Consider the following 16,223-nt stretch of genomic DNA (forward strand, 5'->3'; position numbering starts at 1 on the left):
CCTCTTCCTCTTCCTCTTCCTCTTCCTCTTCCTCTTCCTCTTCCTCGTCGCCCTCTTCCTCTTCCTCGTCGCCCTCTTCCTCGGGCCCGGCGTCGCTCTGTTCCGGCTCCGCGTCGCTCGCTTCCGACTCCGCGTCGCTCTGTTCCGGCTCCGCGTCGCTCGCTTCCGGCTCCGCGTCGTCCGCTTCCGACTCCGCGTCGTCCGCTTCCGACTCCGCGCCGTCCGCTTCCGGCTTCGCGTCGGCTTCGTCCGCGCTCTCAGCCTCTGAATCCGTCCCCGCGTCGCCCTCGTTGGGTTCGTCGTCGTCCCGCGCGAAGTTCAGAACCTCCTGTCCGAGCGCCTCGACCTCGTCCGCGTCCATCTTCTTGCGCAGCGTGGCCTTGGTGTCGTCGGACAGCTCGCGGAATTCTCGGAGATCGGGGAGGTCGCGCAGGCTCATGAGGTTGAAGAACTCCAGGAATCCAACGGTGGTGCCGTACAGCATCGGTCGACCGACCTCGTCCTTCTTGCCAACGATCTGGATCAGCTCGCGCTCGAGCAGCAGCTTGATGACGGCCCCGCTGTCGACCCCGCGAATGTGGTCGATCTCGGGTCGTGTCACGGGCTGGCGATAGGCGATCACGGCGAGGGTCTCGAGCTGCGGTCGGCTCAGCCGCACGGGCTTGGCCTGCAGCAGCTGCTGGACCCACTGCGCGTTTTGAGGGCTGGTCTGCAGCACGAAGCCCCCAGCGACTTGGGCCACGATGATACCGCGGGCCTCGTTGCCCACGATCAGGTGCTTGATCGCCAGCTGGATCTGTCGCACTGACGGCTCGAGCAGGAGCTTGCGGATCTGCTTGACCCGCAGCGGCTTGGTCGACGCGAACAACAGGCTCTCCACGATCGACACCAAGCGCGGAGACGCCTCACCCTCGACGTCGCTCAGGTCATCCTCGGCGTCGATCGGCAGGCTGTCGACGAGCTGCACGCGGGCCGGATCGGCCTCGCCTGCGTCTTGGTCTTCGGCCGCCGTCGCGGCCTCGCCAGACTCGCCCTCCGTCGCCGCCCCCTCATCCGTCTCACCCTCGACCTCGGACGCGGCGGCGGCGTCACCCGCCGCGGGTCCGGCTTCGTCATCCGCCGCGGGTGCGGCCTCGTCATCGGGCGCGGCCTCGGACTCGACGGCTTTCGGGGCGTCGTCGCCAGCGGCGTCGCTCGACGGCTCTGCGCCGAGCTGGGCCACCAGCGCGTCCACGCTGGGCTCGTCGGTCGCGGCCTCGGCCGCAGCCGCGGGCTGCGACCTCGGGGGGCGCCGCGTCAACTTGGGGGGCGCTTGCTTGCGGGCAGGCTTCTTGGCCATGGTCAGTCGCTCTCGCTCTCGCCGGGCGTCGCAATCGGCTCGTCGGCCTCGATCCGCGCGTCCGGCTCAATCTCTGCGTCAGGCTCGGCGGCCGGTGTCGTGCTGGCCTCCGTCACCTCTACTGTCTCGAACGCCGCGTCGAGCACGGGCGGCGCCGCATCTGGCGGACCCGAGTCCGGCGAGGCCGGGTCGGGTCCTGACGGCGCCCCATTTGGTGAAGCCTCCTCCGCTGAAGCCTCTTCGAGACCATCCGGCGAAGCCTCATCGGGACCATCCGCGGAAGCCCCCTCCGCTGAAGCCTCTTCGAGACCATCCGCGGAAGCCTCTTCGAGACCATCCGCTGAAGCCTCTTCGAGAGGCTCCGCTGAAGCCTCTTCCGCTGAAGCCTCTTCGAGACCATCCGCGGAAGCCTCTTCCGCTGAAGCCTCTTCGAGACCATCCGCTGAAGTCAGCTCCGCTGAAGCCTCTTCGAGACCATCCGCTGAAGTCAGCTCCGCTGAAGCCTCTTCGAGACCATCCGCTGAAGCCTCTTCGAGACCATCCGCTGAAGCCTCTTCCGCTGAAGCCTCTTCGAGACCATCCGCTGAAGCCTCATCCGCTGAAGCCTCATCCGCTGGAGCCTCCTCCGCTGAAGCCTCTTCGAGACCATCCGCTGAAGCCTCATCCGCTGGAGCCTCCTCCGCTGAAGCCTCTTCGAGACCATCCGCTGAAGCCTCATCCGCTGGAGCCTCCTCCGCTGAAGCCTCTTCGAGACCATCCGCTGAAGCCTCATCCGCTGGAGCCTCCTCCGCTGAAGCCTCTTCGAGACCATCCGCTGAAGCCTCATCCGCTGGAGCCTCCTCCGCTGAAGCCTCTTCGAGACCATCCGCTGAAGTCAGCTCCGCTGAGCCCTGCTCCGCTGAGAGCTGCTCCGGCGAGCCCTGCTCCGCTGAGCCCTGCTCCGCGCTCGTGTCTGCTTGCTCGGGAACGATCGAAGCCACCACCGCGACATCGTGGGTCGCCGCTGGCCCCCCCGCGGCGGTCTCGGTCGGCGCGGCCCCTTGGGCGAGCGCGGCCGCGACCTCTTCATCATCGCCACGGAAATCGGCGACGACCTGCTGCATCTGGGCCACGTCGACCGTCAGCTCGAGCTCGATCGCGTCGCTGCCCTGCGCCTGGTGGACGCCGAGGATCCCCAGCTTGACCATCTCGAGCACCGACATCAGCGTGACGACCAGCATCTGCCGCAGCGACCGTTCGCTCGGCCAGGTCTGCCGCAAGAACAGCGCCTCGAAGTCGACCCGGTTGCCGTCGGACAGCAACACGCTCAGCTGCTGCACGCGCTGGCGGACCGTGATCGGCTCGATCACGACCTCGTGGTCCTCGCGGAGGATCGCCCGATCCAGCACGCGGTTGTAGGCCTCCGCCAGGCGGAACAAGGTCACCGGCGCCAGCCCGGGCTCGGGCGGCTCGATCGATAGGTCACCACCCCGTGGAAACACGTCGCGCCCGGCGATCGGGCGGGCCGACAGCTCGAGGCCCGCGTCCCGAAACCGCTCGTACTCGATCAGCCGGCGGATCAGCTCCTCGCGCGGATCGATGCCGTCTTCCTCGTCATCCTGGTCCTCGTCCTCGCTGGGGATGACCGGCAGCAGCTCGCGGCTCTTGAGGAACGCCAGCGTCGCGGCCATCAGCAGGTACTCACCGGCGACCTCGATGTCGAGCGAGCGCGCGAGGCTGATGTACTCGATGTACTTCTCGGTGATGAACGCGATCGGGATGTCGAGGATGTCGAGCTCGTGCCGCCGAACCAGATGCAGCAGCAGATCGAGCGGCCCCTCGAACACATCGAGGGCGATCGCGTAGCTGGTCCGCGAGCCAACCCCGTCGGCCATCGAGTCGGTCGCCGGCCGCTCGTGCTTGGTCCGCTCGGACTCGACTCGCGCGGGGGTGGCGGGAACGGCCTCGCTGAGGGCGGCAGACTCCGGCGGCGGCGACTCGGAAGTCCCCGCCGATTGACCCACCTGCGAGCTCATAGACCCACCGCGACGAAGTACATTGTCTCGACGAGGCGGTTGACCGGCCCGATCAGCGGACCGAGCAACGGCCCGCCAAAGATGACCAGCGCGAGCAGGATCCAGGGCCCGTAGCGCAGCAAGAAGTCGTCGACATGCTCGAGCCGCGCTGGCAAGAACGCGGCGAGGATCTTGCCGCCGTCGAGCGGATGCAGCGGCAGCAGGTTGAACATCATCAGCAGCACGTTGAGCCGCAACATCGTGAGCAGCACCGTGTGCATGCCCCGGCTGATGTCCCCCGTGACCAGGGCCATCACCGCCGCGATCCCCAGCACGAGCAGGACCAGCACCAGGTTCCCAAACGGCCCGGCGACGGCGACCAACGCCATCCCGCCGCGCATGCTGACCTTGCGCGTGTACAGGCTGGGCTGGGTCGGCACCGGGCGCCCCCAGCCAAGCAGCGGGAACGCCGTGAACGCGGCGACGATCGGCATGATCAAGGTGCCAACCGGATCGGCGTGAACGATCGGGTTGAGCGAGACTCGGCCTTCACGCCCTGGGGTTGGATCTCCCAGGCGATCTGCCACGAGCGCGTGACAGTACTCGTGTACGGCGATCGAGATGATCAGACAGATCAGGTACAGCCCGACTGTCATCAGGGTCTCGCTCGAAAAATCGATGGCGACGAGTGCGGGCACGACGGTCTCGAAGAGTGCGGGCAGAGATCGCCCGCCGACGCCCGCGCAACCTACGCAGGCGGACCGAGCAGGGCAAGTTACCTAGCAAGTCTGCCCGGTACCCCGCAAGCCCGTCAGGCGCGCGGGTGATGCAGGTCGTAGGCGTGGCGCACGTGGCTCTGGCTCAGGTGCGTATAGATCTGGGTGGTCGAGATGTCGGCGTGACCCAGCAGGGTCTGAACCGCCCGCAGGTCCGCGCCGCCCTCGATCAGGTGGGTGGCGAAGCTGTGTCGCAACTTGTGCGGTGAAATCGCCCGGGTGATGCCGGCCGTGATCGCATGCTCACGCAGGCGATGAAACCAGCCCTGGCGCGAGAGTCGGCCGCCGCGGAAGTTCAAGAACACGTGGCCGCCGCGGCGCGCCTTGCCACGGGCGCGCTCGATCAGCGTCGGCCGCCCGGCCTCGATGTAGGCCAGCAACGCAACCAGCGCGCAGTCGCCAAGCGGCACCATGCGCTGCTTGTTGCCCTTGCCGGTCAGCACGACCAGACCTTGATCCAAGTGCAGCGCGTCGAGCTGGAGGTCGCACGCCTCCGAGACCCGGCAGCCGGTCGCGTACATGAACTCGAGCAGCGCCGTGTCGCGCAGACCCAGCGGCGTGTCGACGCCCGGCGCGGCCAGCAGCGCGTCGATCTCGGTCCGACTGAGCAGCTCGGGCAGCTTGGCCCCCGCCTTGGGCATGCGGATGCCTTGGGTCGGATCCACGTCGATCAAGTTCTCGAGCCGCAACCAGCGAAACAGCCCACGCACCGCCACCCAGCGGCGCGCCTGACTGCGGGCCGCGAGCCCGCGCTCGGTCAGCGCGCGCAGGAAGCCCAGCAGCAGCGGCGGCGTGATCTGAGCGGTCGTGGTGACACCGACGGAGCCCAGGTGATCCAAGAGCTGGCGCAGATCGTTGGCGTAGGCCTCGACCGAGTTCGGCGACAGGTTGCGCTCGACCTTGAGGTGCTGGAGGTAGTCCTCCACCGCATCGTCGAGATCGAGCGCACGCGCCACCGAAGCTCCCTAGCACGCCCCCGTCGAGCCCCCAACAAATGCAAGGATAGCGCGCCCCCCCCGAACACCCACAGGCGCCAAAGAAGATGGAGCGCCGCCCGGTGGCGGTTGGAGCCCAGACAAGAGCCCCCTTAGAGGGGGCCACACATGCGCCCGCGAACAGCCAGCCCATTGGGAGCGAGCGCAGCGAGTGACCGCGAAGTGCGAAGCCCCATGTGGGGGTCTAAGTCAGTCCAGGCTGAGGATCTCGCGGACCAGCAAGATGACCTGCTGCGCCTGGATGGGCTTGGTGATGTACGCGTTGGCGCCCAGCGCCAGCGCCCGCTGACGATCCTCGGCCGCGCCTTCCGTCGTGATGATCACGATCGGCACGTCCTTGTAATTATCGTCAGCGCGAAGCCGCTTGACGAGCTTGAGCCCGTCGAGGATCGGCATGTTGATGTCAGTGATGATGATGTCGAACTTTGTCCCCGCGATACGGCGCAGGGCGTCGACGCCGTCATCGGCCTCGACGACATCGAGCTCACGCACGCGCGAGAGCGCGAACACGATCATCTTTCGCATTGGTGGACTGTCCTCCACCACCAAGGCGTTGAAACGACGTTCTCCCGAAGTGCTCATGCTCCAACCAGATGTTCGATCGCCTGACGCTGTAGCGGGACGTCTTTTGTGTGGGCGCGGATCCAGGCGTTCTCGACACCGATCCCGGCGTGCTCGGAGATCAGGCCGAGCAGCTGGTGATCGTTGTCCGCGAAACCGTGCTTTTGTTCGAGGAAAGATTCTAGACGGGCAACACCAACCAGCCGCGACCCGCTGACGAGCGGCAGGTTGATGATCTCAGGACCCATCTGAAACTCGGGGTCGCCGCTCTTCCACGGACGCCCGAGCGCGACGATAGCCGCTTGCGCTGGCCCGGCGTCATCGCCGTTGAGCGAAATTTCTTTGATCTCGTCGATCAAGCCGCCCTCACGGGCGACGGGGAACAGCACCTGCCGCTCTTCATCGACGAGGTACACGACGAAGGCACCAGCGCCGACGAAGTTCAGCAGGATCTCCGTGATGGTTCGCAGCACCTCATCGAAGCTGGTCGCCGCGTGGAACTGAGAACCCGCGACGAACATCGACGCGAGGTGATAGTGCTCGGACTCCAGGGAGTCGAGCCGGTAGCGAAATCCACCCGACTCTTCCTCTACGTTGCCTGCGATCCGACGAATCTCGTCACACTCTCGCTCGAGCGCTCCGATGCGCATCATCAAGAGATCGACCATGTTGTCGCGAGTGACAGGCTTGGCCTCTGCCTCGCGTGGATCTGGTTTGGTCTCGAGCTGCGAGCGGAGGCGATCGTTTTCAGTGATCAGCTCCTTGACCAACATCTCGCCCTTCTCAAAGAAGTCGCGCAAGAATTCGTCGGTCTTCCGCTGCAGGCTCTGCCTGGGGTCGTCGGCGCTCACCGCCCGCACAGTAACACAGCGACGCTGCGCGCGAGAGCACGGGTGTCCAGTCTGATCGCGGTTTTGCGGCTAAAACGACACCCGCCCGCCCGAGATCGCCGCCCGATCCCGCCCGTCCGCTGCCGCCGCTACAAATTGGGGCGTAAAGCCACGCCACGCTAGCTGTTACCCCCACAGGCGCCTTCGCACTTCGCGGTCACTCGCTTCGCTCGCTCCCAACGGGCTGGCTGTTCGCAGAGGCATGTGTGGCCCCCTAGAAGGGGGCTCTCGTCTGGGCACCTGCAGCCGTTGGGTACCGCTCCACTCACGTGTCGTGGTTCGTGAATTGGGGGGCGGGCGACTTGGCGCGCGATTTTGGGATGGCAAGGAGAGCCCCCTTCTAGGGGGCCACACATGCCCCTGCGAACAGCCAGCCCGTTGGGAGCGAGCGAAGCGAGTGACCGCGAAGTGCGAAGGCGCCTGTGGGGGTAATAGCTAGGAAGCCCCCTTCTAGGGGGCCACACATGCCTCTGCGAACAGCCAGCCCGTTGGGAGCGAGCGAAGCGAGTGACCGCGAAGTGCGAAAGCGCCTGTGGGGGTAACAGCTAGGAAGCCCCCTTCTAGGGGGCCACACATGCCCCTGCGAACAGCCAGCCCGTTGGGAGCGAGCGAAGCGAGTGACCGCGAAGTGCGAAGGCGCCTGTGGGGGTCATGAGAGGGTCATGAGCCTTCGGCGCGGCGCTTGTCGATGACTTCGATGATCGCGTCGTGCAGACGCTCGAGCGGTAGCGCTCGATCGACAGCCCCGGCCTCGAGGGCCGAGTGCGGCATCCCCGGCATGACGGCCGTCCGCGGATCTTCGACCAGGACGTAGGCGCCAAGCCGCCTGGCGGCGATCGCTCCGTTGGTCCCGTCCGACCCCATGCCTGTGAGGATCACCGCCACCAACCGCCGCTCGAACGCGGCGGACAAGGACTTGAGCATGTGGTCCGCCGACGGAGTCAGCGGCGCGACCCCTGCCCGAGTTGGCTGGGGCTCGACGATGTGCACGATCGCGGTGCCCCCGGCGCTGGACTCGATGTCTATGTTGCACGCGCCAGGCACGATGTAGACCACGCCGCGGCACAGCGGCTGGCCCTCGGCGGCCTCGACGACGCGAAGATCGACGACGCGATCGAGTCGGGCAGCGAATGCCTTGGTGAAGCGCGCGGGCATGTGCTGCGAGATGACGACAGCCGCGGGTAGCTCGGCGGGCAGCCCGGCGAGCAGCTGCTGGATCGCAGGTGGCCCGCCGGTTGATGAGCCAATGCCGACCACGAACTGGGCCGGCTCACCCTCGAGCGGCTGGTTCATGGTGTCCGCGTCGCTGCTGCCATGCGGGCGCGCGCCCTGAGCCGCGAGCGAGTCGGCGCGCTGCTTGAGCCGCACGCTTTGCAGCCGCCGCACCATCGTGATCTTGGAGCTGAGGTCGTCCTCGATGTTGCGGATGTCGGGGCTGATGTGGCGCCGCGGCTTGGCGATGAAGTCCAGCGCCCCGAGCTCGAGCGCCCGAAACACGTTGTCGCGCTGGGCGTAGCCCGAGATGACCACCACCGGGATCGGCCGCCGGCTCATCAGCAGCCGCAAGAACGAGAAGCCGTCCATCTCGGGCATCTCGAGGTCGAGCGTGATGACATCGGGCTCGAGGTCGAAGGCGAGCTTGAGCGCCTCTTTGCCATTGGTCGCACGGCCGACGACCTCGACGCCCTCGCGGGACTCGAGCATGCTCGTGATGGTCTGACGATTGTAGGCGGAGTCGTCGACGACCAGCACGCGGAGGGGTCGGTTTTCGCTATTTGCGGACATCTGGACGCACGGCTGCTAGTAGCTCGACGGTTCGGTCGCGGTCGGGGGCTTGCGGTACACGAGGTCTTTTTGAAGGTGGGCGAGGTCGAAGCGAGTCGTCACGTTCAGCAAGCTCTCGGAGTGGCCAAGCAGCAAGTAGCCACCGGGCGTCAGGCGATCGTAGAAGGCCTCGACGACGTTGTGCCGGGACTCCTGAGAAAGATACATCAAGACGTTGCGGCAGAAGATGACGTCTTGCGGACCGAGCACGCGGAACCGCTCGGTCGAGATCAGGTTGAGCTGGCCAAACGAACACAGCGCGCGCACGTCATCGCGCACGGTCCAGCGTCCGTTGGCCTCTACAAAGTACTTGCGACGCAGCGCCGGGCTTGTGGTTCGAAAGCTGTTCTCGCCGTAGACCGCCGCGCGGGCCGTCGCTAGCACCTTGCGGCTGATGTCAGAGCCCATCACGCGGATGTTCCAGCCGCGAAACAGGCCGCTCTCGAGCAGCAGCATCGCGATGGTGTACACCTCTTCCCCGGTCGAGCAGCCCGCGCTCCACACCTGGATCCGTTGCTGACGCTCGAGCCGCTTGGCGAGCGCGGGCATGATCTCCTCGGAGAACGCCTCGAGCTGATACTGCTCGCGAAACAGGTAGGTCTCGTGGGTCGTGATCCGCTCGACCAACTCCTCCATCTCGCGCGGGCCCGACGGGTCGTAGCGAAGGTACTGGTAGTAGTCGAGGTAGCTCGACAGCCCCAGCGCGTCGAGCCGCGAGCTCAAGCGACGCTCCAAGAAGAACCCGGAATTGGTGGCGAGCGTGATCCCGCTGTGCTCTTGGATCGCCTCGACCAAGAGACGGCTCTCGTCGTCGGTCATCCGCACCCTCGCGGCGCCGAGGCCGGCGAAGAGTCGGTCGGTGGGGTTAGTGCGGGCCACGACGCTACGCCTTCTTGGAGTCCTCGTGTTCGGGGGCCCCCGCCGCGCTCGGATCTAAGAGCACGCGCAGGCGATCGATCGCTTGTCCGAGTATCTGCCGAACCAGCGCGTCTTGCTCGAGTTTTCGGGCGCGCTCGAGCGGCCCGAGCGCGGTCACATCGCCACGCTCCGACAGCACCTCGGCGGCGGCCCAGCGCACGTCCCAGCGCTCGTGCGACAGCAGGCCAAGCAGCGCCGCGGTCGCGCGATGGGCCGGGTACTGCTTGAGCGCCCGAGCTGCGGCCTTGACGACCTCGTGGTCCTGCGACGCGCACAGGCTCATCAGCAAGGTCAGATCTTGGTTTTGGGTCGAGTGACCGAGCCCCGCGATCGCATGCACGACGACGTTGGTCGAATTGTCGTCGAGGATGATCTCGCGCATGCGGGCGAGCGTGATCGGGTTGCCGATCGCAACCAGGGCCTGAACCGCGGCGGCGCGGACCAAGGCGACTGGATCCGAGGTCGCCGCCAGCAGCGGATGCACGCTCTGGGTGTCGGCCAGCTGACCGAGGCTACGGCACGCGGCCGCCCGAACCTGTGGATCTTCGTCGGCGAGTGAGAAGCACAGCGCGCCGACGCCCTCGTGGTCGCCCGCGACGTTGCCAAGCGCGAGCGCGGCCGCGACCCGAACACCGAGGTCACTCGAGCCGAGCATCGACACCAGCGGCGGCACGAACTCCAACAACCCAAGCCGCCCAACGACCCGACACAGGTTGCGCGCGAGCGCCCCCGCGTGTGGCCACGAGCCGCCGATCAACAGCAACAATTCATCGTGGCCGCCGCCCGGGCGCGCGCTGGCCATCCGCTCGGCGACGGCCGCGAGCGCCTCGGCGGCGTGCTCACCCACCGGACCTTGGCGCCCACAACCTCGGTACAGCGGGGCCATGGCCGAGCGCCCGCCAACCCGCCGCAGCGCGTCGCAGGCGGCCGCCGCCACGGTCTCGAGCGGATCTTCGAGTCCCTCGAGCAGCAGGTTGATCAGGCGCTGATCCACCTCGCCCGGCAGCGCCCCGATCAGGCGGTACAGCGCCTCGCGCGAGGCGACCTCGAGGCTGTCGAGGACCTCGACGAGCGCGTCGTTGGCCGCGGTCCCAAGTCGCTCCACGAGGGCGAGCGCCCGCTCGTAGACCATGGGATCTTCCATGCGCGGGAGCACGGCCGCGACCGCCCCCGCGTCTTTGGCCAGACCGGCCAGCGCGATCGCGGCGATCGAGACGTCGCGCTCGCGGTGCCCGATCAGCTCGCGGACCTTGGCCTTGGTCTCGTCGTCGATGTTGGCGACCGCGTCGTCGACGATGTCGGACAGATCACGATCTGCCAGCGCCACGCGGAGCCGCGCGATGCCTTCAATTGCCGCCGCCCGAACCCCGCGCATGTCGTCCCCGAGCAGCGGGATCAGCAACGGCACGGCGTCGGGCGAGCTCGTGACCCCGAGCAGCGCCGCGGCGCCCTTGCGCGTGACCGCGTGACCCAACAGCGGCGCGAGACGATCGACCGGGACCGCGGCGCTCGCAGCCCGCAGCGCGTCGAGGGCATACAGCTGCAACATCTCGGAGTCATCCGCGAGCAGCTGCTCGAGCGCCGCGATCGCCCGGGGCCCGCCGATCTCACCGAGGGCCGCAGCCGCCGACGCGCGCAGGTTCTCGTCGGCGCTGGCGTCACGCAAGAAGCCCGTCAAGATCCCGATCTCGGACTCGCCACCGATCTGGCCGATCATGTCGACCATCAACCGGGTCCCCGAGCTGCGGGTGTCGTCGGGGTCGAGCCGCTGCAACACCTTTGGGAGGCTCGCGCGACCGAGCTGGATCAACACGTCCTGACACGCCGCGCGGGCGCTGACGCCACCGCCCGCGACGACCTTGGTCTCGTGCTCGCGGCCCTCATAGATCGCGCTGTCCAGCGGATCGATCACCCCGTCGATCAGCGTGTCGATCAGCGCGGCAAAGGTGGGGCCGTCGGGCTGCTCGGTCGCGAGGACCATCAGCACCTCCTCGACGGCCTGCTTGCGCTCGCGCCAGCCCTCGTCGCCAAACCTGCGGATGCAATCGAGCAGGCGCGGCGGCAAGCCAGCGCTGCCACGGCCCGTGACCTTGGTTCCTCCCTTGGCGCTCAAGATACGTCTCCCGTCCGGTCCAAACCGGCGACTAGCTCGCGAAATGCTTCGCCGATCAGGTCGTCGTCTGCTGCCCCGAGGCGGACATCGACGTCGCCCCGCACCTGGTCCCGAACCCGTTCGAACAGGTCGCGGGCGCCATCGAGATCCGTGGCGACCGCCGCCAGCGCCTCGTCGATGCTGTCCGCCTCGGTGATCCGATCCCCGTTGTAGAGCAGCAGATCAGCGACGATCAGCATCGCCAAGCTTCGCGGCGTCTGCTCGAGCAAGTGGTCGTCACCGCGCTCGTTGAGGGTTGCGAGCAGCTCCCGCAGGGTCTCGACCGGCACCTCTGCGTCTCGCAGCCCCAAGTGAGCGCGAAGCCGGTTGGGCAGGTGATCCCCGAGGTGGTGAATCTCGACGTAGTCGTCGGCGCCGTACAGCCGCCTGGGTTGGCGCTTGTAGCTGGTTCGACGAAACACCGAGGCGACCAGGATCACGACCTTGACCCCGGCCTCGCGGGCGACCCCCGTGAGCTCGAAGCCCGGCGCGCCAGGCAGCGCCACGTCGACGACCAAGGCGTCCCAGCTGCTGCTGCTCAAGGCCGCCTCGATGCCGCGAGAGTCCGCGCCGATCTCTACCTCGAACCCATGCGCATCCAAGATCCGCTGAGCAGCGCCGGCGATCACCGGGCCCCCGTGGCCCAACAGCACCCGCGGCCGGGTCCCCGCGCTCGAACCCACTGGCGGGTTTGCCTGGGAGGGGTTGCTCATCAACGCGACCTGTCGCTCCCGCTGGTGGACCCAATCAGGCCGTCGAGGTTGACCACGAAGACCACGTCGTTCTCGATCTTGCACACGCCCGAGAAGAAGTCCTCGCCGTCGTCACCGATCGAGGCGCTGAGCATGGACGGGGCCGGACGCACTTCGTCAGCGTCGACCCGCAGCTCACCGAGGACCTTGTCGACCTTGAGCCCGACGATCCGCCCCTTGACGCTGACGATGATCAATTTGTTGAAAGGGATCGCGGCGTCGTCGACCTCTACGTTGAAGCGCTTGCGCAGATCGATGACCGGGATCACGACTCCGCGCAGCGTGATGACACCCTCGATGATCGGGGGCGCGTGCGGGACCGGGCGGGTTGGATACGGGGCGGACTGGATGACCTCCTTGATCCGCATGATGTCGATCCCGTAGAGCCCGCCGCCAACGAAGAACCCGGCGAGCTTGAGCTGATCTTGCCCCTTGGGGGCTTCCTCGTCGTCCCACGCCGTCGTGGCGCCGCGGGGGCTGCTGCCAATCTCGCTCGTCACTGCAGGACACGCTCCCTTCGGAACTTGGCCTCGAGAAAGTCTCGCTCGGCGAGCACGGTCTCGAGATCGAGGATGATGATCAGCCGGCCGCGGTGCCGCCCGAGCCCAAGGATGAAGTCGGCGCGGGTGCTGCCGATCCCACCGGGGGTGTTCTCCATGTCTTCGGGGGGCAACGAGATGACCTCGAGTACGCGGTCGACCACGATACCGTGCTGATCGTCGTCGTGGCGGACAATCAGCACCCGGGTCTCGCGGCCGCGGTGCACGCTCCCTAGCCTGAGGCGCTGGACCAGATCGATGACCGGCATGACCGAGCCGCGCATGTTGCCGATGCCGATCACGAAGTCCGCGGTGCGCGGGACCGGCGTGGTCGGGAACACCGTCGAGATCTCCACGATCTGCTCGATCGGCAGACCGTAGATCTCACCGCGGATCATGAAGGTCACGTAGCGCAGCAGATCGCTGCGCATCTCACGTTTGTAGCCGTGCTCGTAGTCGGCCTCGGTCGCGACCTTGTCGCCGGTCACGGCCAACAGCGCCTGCCACAGATCGTCGTCGTCAGTAGCCATGATCGCCCCAACCTCCGTGTTCTTTGCCGCGCCCGACCGACACGCTCGACGAGAACACGCCGATGCCTTCGCTCGCGCCGCCGCTGCCGATCCCGGCGACCGCCGCCTCGACGCCGCCGACCGCCTCTCCGACCAAGGTGCCGACGTCGAGCAACAGCACCGTGCGGTTGTCACCGAGCTCGGTCGCGCCGGCGATCCCGGGTACCTGGCGCAGCGCCTTGCCGATCGGCTTGATGACCACGTCTTGCTGGCCTAGCAGCTCGTCGACGACCAGCCCGACCCGATGCTGGGCCAGGCCAACCACGACCACGTAGAGCCGATCGTAGAACATCCGCCGATCGGCTTCGCGGCCGTCGGGCTCGAGATCGAACACCCGCGACAGGTGGACCAAGGGCAGCGTGCGACCGCGAACCGAGACGACCTCGTGGCCCTCGATCGTCTGGATCTCGTCGGTCTGGACCATGATCGACTCCAGGACCGAGTTGAGCGGGATGCAGAAGGTCTGGCCCGCCGTCTCGATCACCAGGGCCTGAATGATCGCCAGCGTGACCGGCAACGTGATGCGGAACCGCGAGCCCCGGCCGGGCTCGGACGCGACGTCGATCATGCCCGACAGCCGCGAGATGTTGGTCTTGACCACGTCCATGCCGAACCCGCGGCCCGACACCTCGGTCGCGGCTTCGCGGGTGCTGAACCCCGGCGTGAAGATCAGGTTGATCGCCTGCGACGCGTTGATGTCGCGGGCCTCTTCGCGGGTCAGCACGCCCTTGTCGATCGCCTTGTCCCGGATCCAGCGCCAGTCCATGCCCTGGCCGTCGTCGGTCATCTCGATCACGACACGGTTGCCCTTTTGGTAGGCCGAGAGCGACACGCGTCCAGCCCGAGGCTTGCCAACCGCGACGCGCTCGGCCGGCTTCTCGATGCCGTGGTCGATCGCGTTGCGGATCATGTGCATGAGCGGATCGCTGAGCTCCTCGACGATCAGCTTGTCGAGCTCCGTCTCGGCCCCCGAGATCGCCAAGCGCACGTCCTTCGAGGACTCGCGGCTGAGGTTGCGAACCACCCGCGCGAGCTTGTCGAACACCTGCCCGAGCGGGACCATGCGAACCTCGAGGATCCCCTGCTGAAGCAGCCCAAGCCGCCGGTTCATGACCCGCAGCTGATCTTGGAATTCGCGCAGCTGCTCGACCGGGGTGTCGCTGCGCTGCATCCGGTCGACGGTCGCGGCCAGGTTGGCGTGGACCAGCGCGAGCTCGCCGACGAGGTTCATGAGGTGGTCGAGGCGCCGCAGATCGACGCGGACGGTCTGGCTGAGGCTCTTGAGGCTGACCTGCTCGCCATCATCGTGGACCTCCCCACCCGCTTGGCCACCCCCATCTCGACCGCCGCCATCTCGACCTCCCCCGTCTCGACCGCCCCCATCTCGACCGCCCCCATCTCGACCTGATCCTGCTGGACCGGCCCCCGCGCCCGCAGACCTTCCAGCGCCCGAAGACGCGCTGCTTGGCGCGGGCTCGTCGGGGAACGGTAGGGTGCTCGCGCTGGGTGGTGGGACAAGCATGCCCGCCCCAGCGAGGCCGTCGTCTGGCGGAAACTCGTCCTCGTCGACCATCTCGACGTGGACCTTGGCGCGAGGCCTCCGCTCGAGCTCCGGCGCCGGCTCGGGCTCCGGCTCCGGCTCGGGCGCCGACGCCCGGGTCTTGCTGATCACGATCCGCTCGCCAGTTCCGAGCGCCTCGACGATCACCCCGTCTTCACCGATGCCTTCGGCGACGATCTCGAGGCTCTGCTTCGAGCCAACGAGGATGTCGAGCTCGATGCGATCGTCGCTCGAGCCATCCGCGCTGGGCAGGTAGGTGATGACCTCGCCGTGGGTCTTGAGCTTGCCCTTGAGCGCCTCGATGCCGACATCGATCGCCATCAGATCGAAGCTCGCGTGGACCCGGAAGATCCGCCGGTTCAGGCGCACGTTCTCGCGCAGCCGGTGCTCCTCGTACTCGGTCAGCACGCTGAGGATCGAGTCGTCGAGCCACGACAGCGGGTTGTCATCAACCTGCTCGCGAGGCTTGGACAGCACCGCGAGCCGGGCGAGGAACGGGCGGACGTCGACGGCGTGGCCGACGCTTGGATCGACGGCGCTTGCGAGCAGCTGCTGAAACAGCTCGACGGACTCGAACATCAAGTCGAGCGCGGCGTGGTTGAGCGGCAGCTTGCCGAGCCGCAGGGCATCGAGCGTGGTCTCGAGCTCGTGGCTGAGATCGACGATCTCGTTGACCCCCGAGAGCGACGACAGGCCCTTGAGCGTGTGGACCGAGCGGAACGAGCCGTTGAGCAGATCCGGGTCGTAGTCGTCGCCGTCCTTGATCTGCCCTTCGATCTCTAGCAGCTGGCGCGAGAAGGTCTCGATGATCTCCTGAGCTTCGGAAACGAACTCGGGCGAATCACTCACGGACTCTCACCCCCTGAATCGGTAGGACCGGCTGGATCAGCGAGATCCGGGCGCGGCGTGGCAACGGCCTGAAGGATCGCCGCGAGGAACTCTTCGGGCGTGAACGGCTTGGCGACGAACGACGACGCGCCCGCGCTCATGGCCCGATCCTTGTCGACGGCGGACGCTTCGCTGCTGATCACGATCAGCGGGGTGTTGGCGTGACGAGGGGTCTGGCGCACGAATCGGGTCAGCTCGATCCCGCTGACGTCCGGCATGTTGATGTCGGTGACGATCAAGCCGAACAAGTCGCGGGGCAGCGCCCGCAGGGCGTCGAATCCATTCCCGACCTCGTGGACCTCGTACCCCCCTTCGGCTTCGAGGATCGAACTCACGTAGTCACGCATCGCCCGTGAGTCCTCGACCAAAAGCACTTGGGTCGGCATCGCGCCAAAGTATAGGGCCAGCGGCGCCGTTCGGGGGAGTTTGCGGGCGTTCGGCCCCCAGCGCGGACACGAGCGCTCG

At 67.1% G+C, this 16,223-nt stretch carries 14 protein-coding genes; all 14 read right to left on the minus strand.

The genetic code is table 11. The features are described from left to right. Positions 1-1,339, minus strand: a 1,339-nt coding sequence (gene scpB / locus DB30_RS32015; protein WP_052556207.1) for an SMC-Scp complex subunit ScpB, incomplete at its 3' end; no start/stop codon positions are given. Between the two features lie 2 nt (positions 1,340-1,341). Beyond that, complete coding sequence (locus tag DB30_RS32020; protein WP_165704046.1) at positions 1,342-3,342, minus strand: segregation/condensation protein A; 2,001 nt, start codon at positions 3,340-3,342, stop codon at positions 1,342-1,344. A gap of 8 nt (positions 3,343-3,350) precedes the next feature. Continuing rightward, positions 3,351-4,031: a site-2 protease family protein gene (locus DB30_RS32025; protein WP_052556211.1), complete on the minus strand. Its 681-nt coding sequence runs from the start codon at positions 4,029-4,031 to the stop codon at positions 3,351-3,353. 113 nt (positions 4,032-4,144) lie between these two features. After that, a complete protein-coding gene (xerD, locus tag DB30_RS32030; protein WP_052556212.1) occupies positions 4,145-5,065 on the minus strand; it encodes a site-specific tyrosine recombinase XerD in 921 nt (306 codons plus the stop codon). 228 nt (positions 5,066-5,293) lie between these two features. After that, positions 5,294-5,686 carry a response regulator gene (locus DB30_RS32035; protein WP_052556214.1) on the minus strand — a complete coding sequence of 131 codons (393 nt, stop codon included), beginning with the start codon at positions 5,684-5,686 and terminating at the stop codon, positions 5,294-5,296. After that, positions 5,683-6,516: a GAF domain-containing protein gene (locus tag DB30_RS32040; protein ID WP_146661544.1), complete on the minus strand. Its 834-nt coding sequence runs from the start codon at positions 6,514-6,516 to the stop codon at positions 5,683-5,685. Before DB30_RS32040 ends, DB30_RS32035 begins: the two co-directional genes overlap by 4 nt. Positions 6,517-7,215: 699 nt before the next feature. After that, complete coding sequence (gene cheB, locus DB30_RS32045) at positions 7,216-8,340, minus strand: chemotaxis-specific protein-glutamate methyltransferase CheB (RefSeq protein ID WP_052556219.1); 1,125 nt, start codon at positions 8,338-8,340, stop codon at positions 7,216-7,218. 15 nt (positions 8,341-8,355) lie between these two features. Continuing rightward, complete coding sequence (locus DB30_RS32050) at positions 8,356-9,198, minus strand: CheR family methyltransferase (RefSeq protein ID WP_052556221.1); 843 nt, start codon at positions 9,196-9,198, stop codon at positions 8,356-8,358. A 64-nt stretch (positions 9,199-9,262) separates the two neighbouring features. Further along, positions 9,263-11,410: a HEAT repeat domain-containing protein gene (locus DB30_RS32055; RefSeq protein ID WP_052556223.1), complete on the minus strand. Its 2,148-nt coding sequence runs from the start codon at positions 11,408-11,410 to the stop codon at positions 9,263-9,265. Then, positions 11,407-12,162, minus strand: a complete 756-nt coding sequence (locus DB30_RS32060) for a response regulator (protein WP_146661546.1) — start codon at positions 12,160-12,162, stop codon at positions 11,407-11,409. The genes DB30_RS32055 and DB30_RS32060 overlap by 4 nt, the downstream gene beginning before the upstream one ends. Further along, complete coding sequence (locus DB30_RS32065) at positions 12,162-12,701, minus strand: chemotaxis protein CheW (RefSeq protein WP_052556226.1); 540 nt, start codon at positions 12,699-12,701, stop codon at positions 12,162-12,164. The genes DB30_RS32060 and DB30_RS32065 overlap by 1 nt, the downstream gene beginning before the upstream one ends. Beyond that, positions 12,698-13,270 (minus strand): chemotaxis protein CheW, encoded by a 573-nt coding sequence (locus tag DB30_RS32070; RefSeq protein ID WP_052556229.1) that lies wholly within the window; start codon positions 13,268-13,270, stop codon positions 12,698-12,700. Before DB30_RS32070 ends, DB30_RS32065 begins: the two co-directional genes overlap by 4 nt. Next, positions 13,260-15,719, minus strand: a complete 2,460-nt coding sequence (locus DB30_RS32075; RefSeq protein ID WP_052556231.1) for a chemotaxis protein CheA — start codon at positions 15,717-15,719, stop codon at positions 13,260-13,262. Before DB30_RS32075 ends, DB30_RS32070 begins: the two co-directional genes overlap by 11 nt. Next, positions 15,716-16,144: a response regulator gene (locus tag DB30_RS32080; protein WP_240480380.1), complete on the minus strand. Its 429-nt coding sequence runs from the start codon at positions 16,142-16,144 to the stop codon at positions 15,716-15,718. Before DB30_RS32080 ends, DB30_RS32075 begins: the two co-directional genes overlap by 4 nt. Between the last annotated feature and the right edge of the window lie 79 nt (positions 16,145-16,223).

Source organism: Enhygromyxa salina (genome assembly GCF_000737335.2).
Taxonomy (GTDB): domain Bacteria; phylum Myxococcota_A; class Polyangia; order Nannocystales; family Nannocystaceae; genus Plesiocystis; species Plesiocystis salina_C.

Coding starts and splice junctions, on each gene's coding strand:
- DB30_RS32035 (WP_052556214.1), bottom strand. CDS start 5,686: ATGAGCACTTCGGGAGAACGTCGTTTCAACGCCTTGGTGGTGGAGGAC.
- cheB (WP_052556219.1), bottom strand. CDS start 8,340: ATGTCCGCAAATAGCGAAAACCGACCCCTCCGCGTGCTGGTCGTCGAC.
- DB30_RS32050 (WP_052556221.1), bottom strand. CDS start 9,198: ATGACCGACGACGAGAGCCGTCTCTTGGTCGAGGCGATCCAAGAGCAC.
- DB30_RS32060 (WP_146661546.1), bottom strand. CDS start 12,162: ATGAGCAACCCCTCCCAGGCAAACCCGCCAGTGGGTTCGAGCGCGGGG.
- DB30_RS32070 (WP_052556229.1), bottom strand. CDS start 13,270: ATGGCTACTGACGACGACGATCTGTGGCAGGCGCTGTTGGCCGTGACC.
- DB30_RS32080 (WP_240480380.1), bottom strand. CDS start 16,144: ATGCCGACCCAAGTGCTTTTGGTCGAGGACTCACGGGCGATGCGTGAC.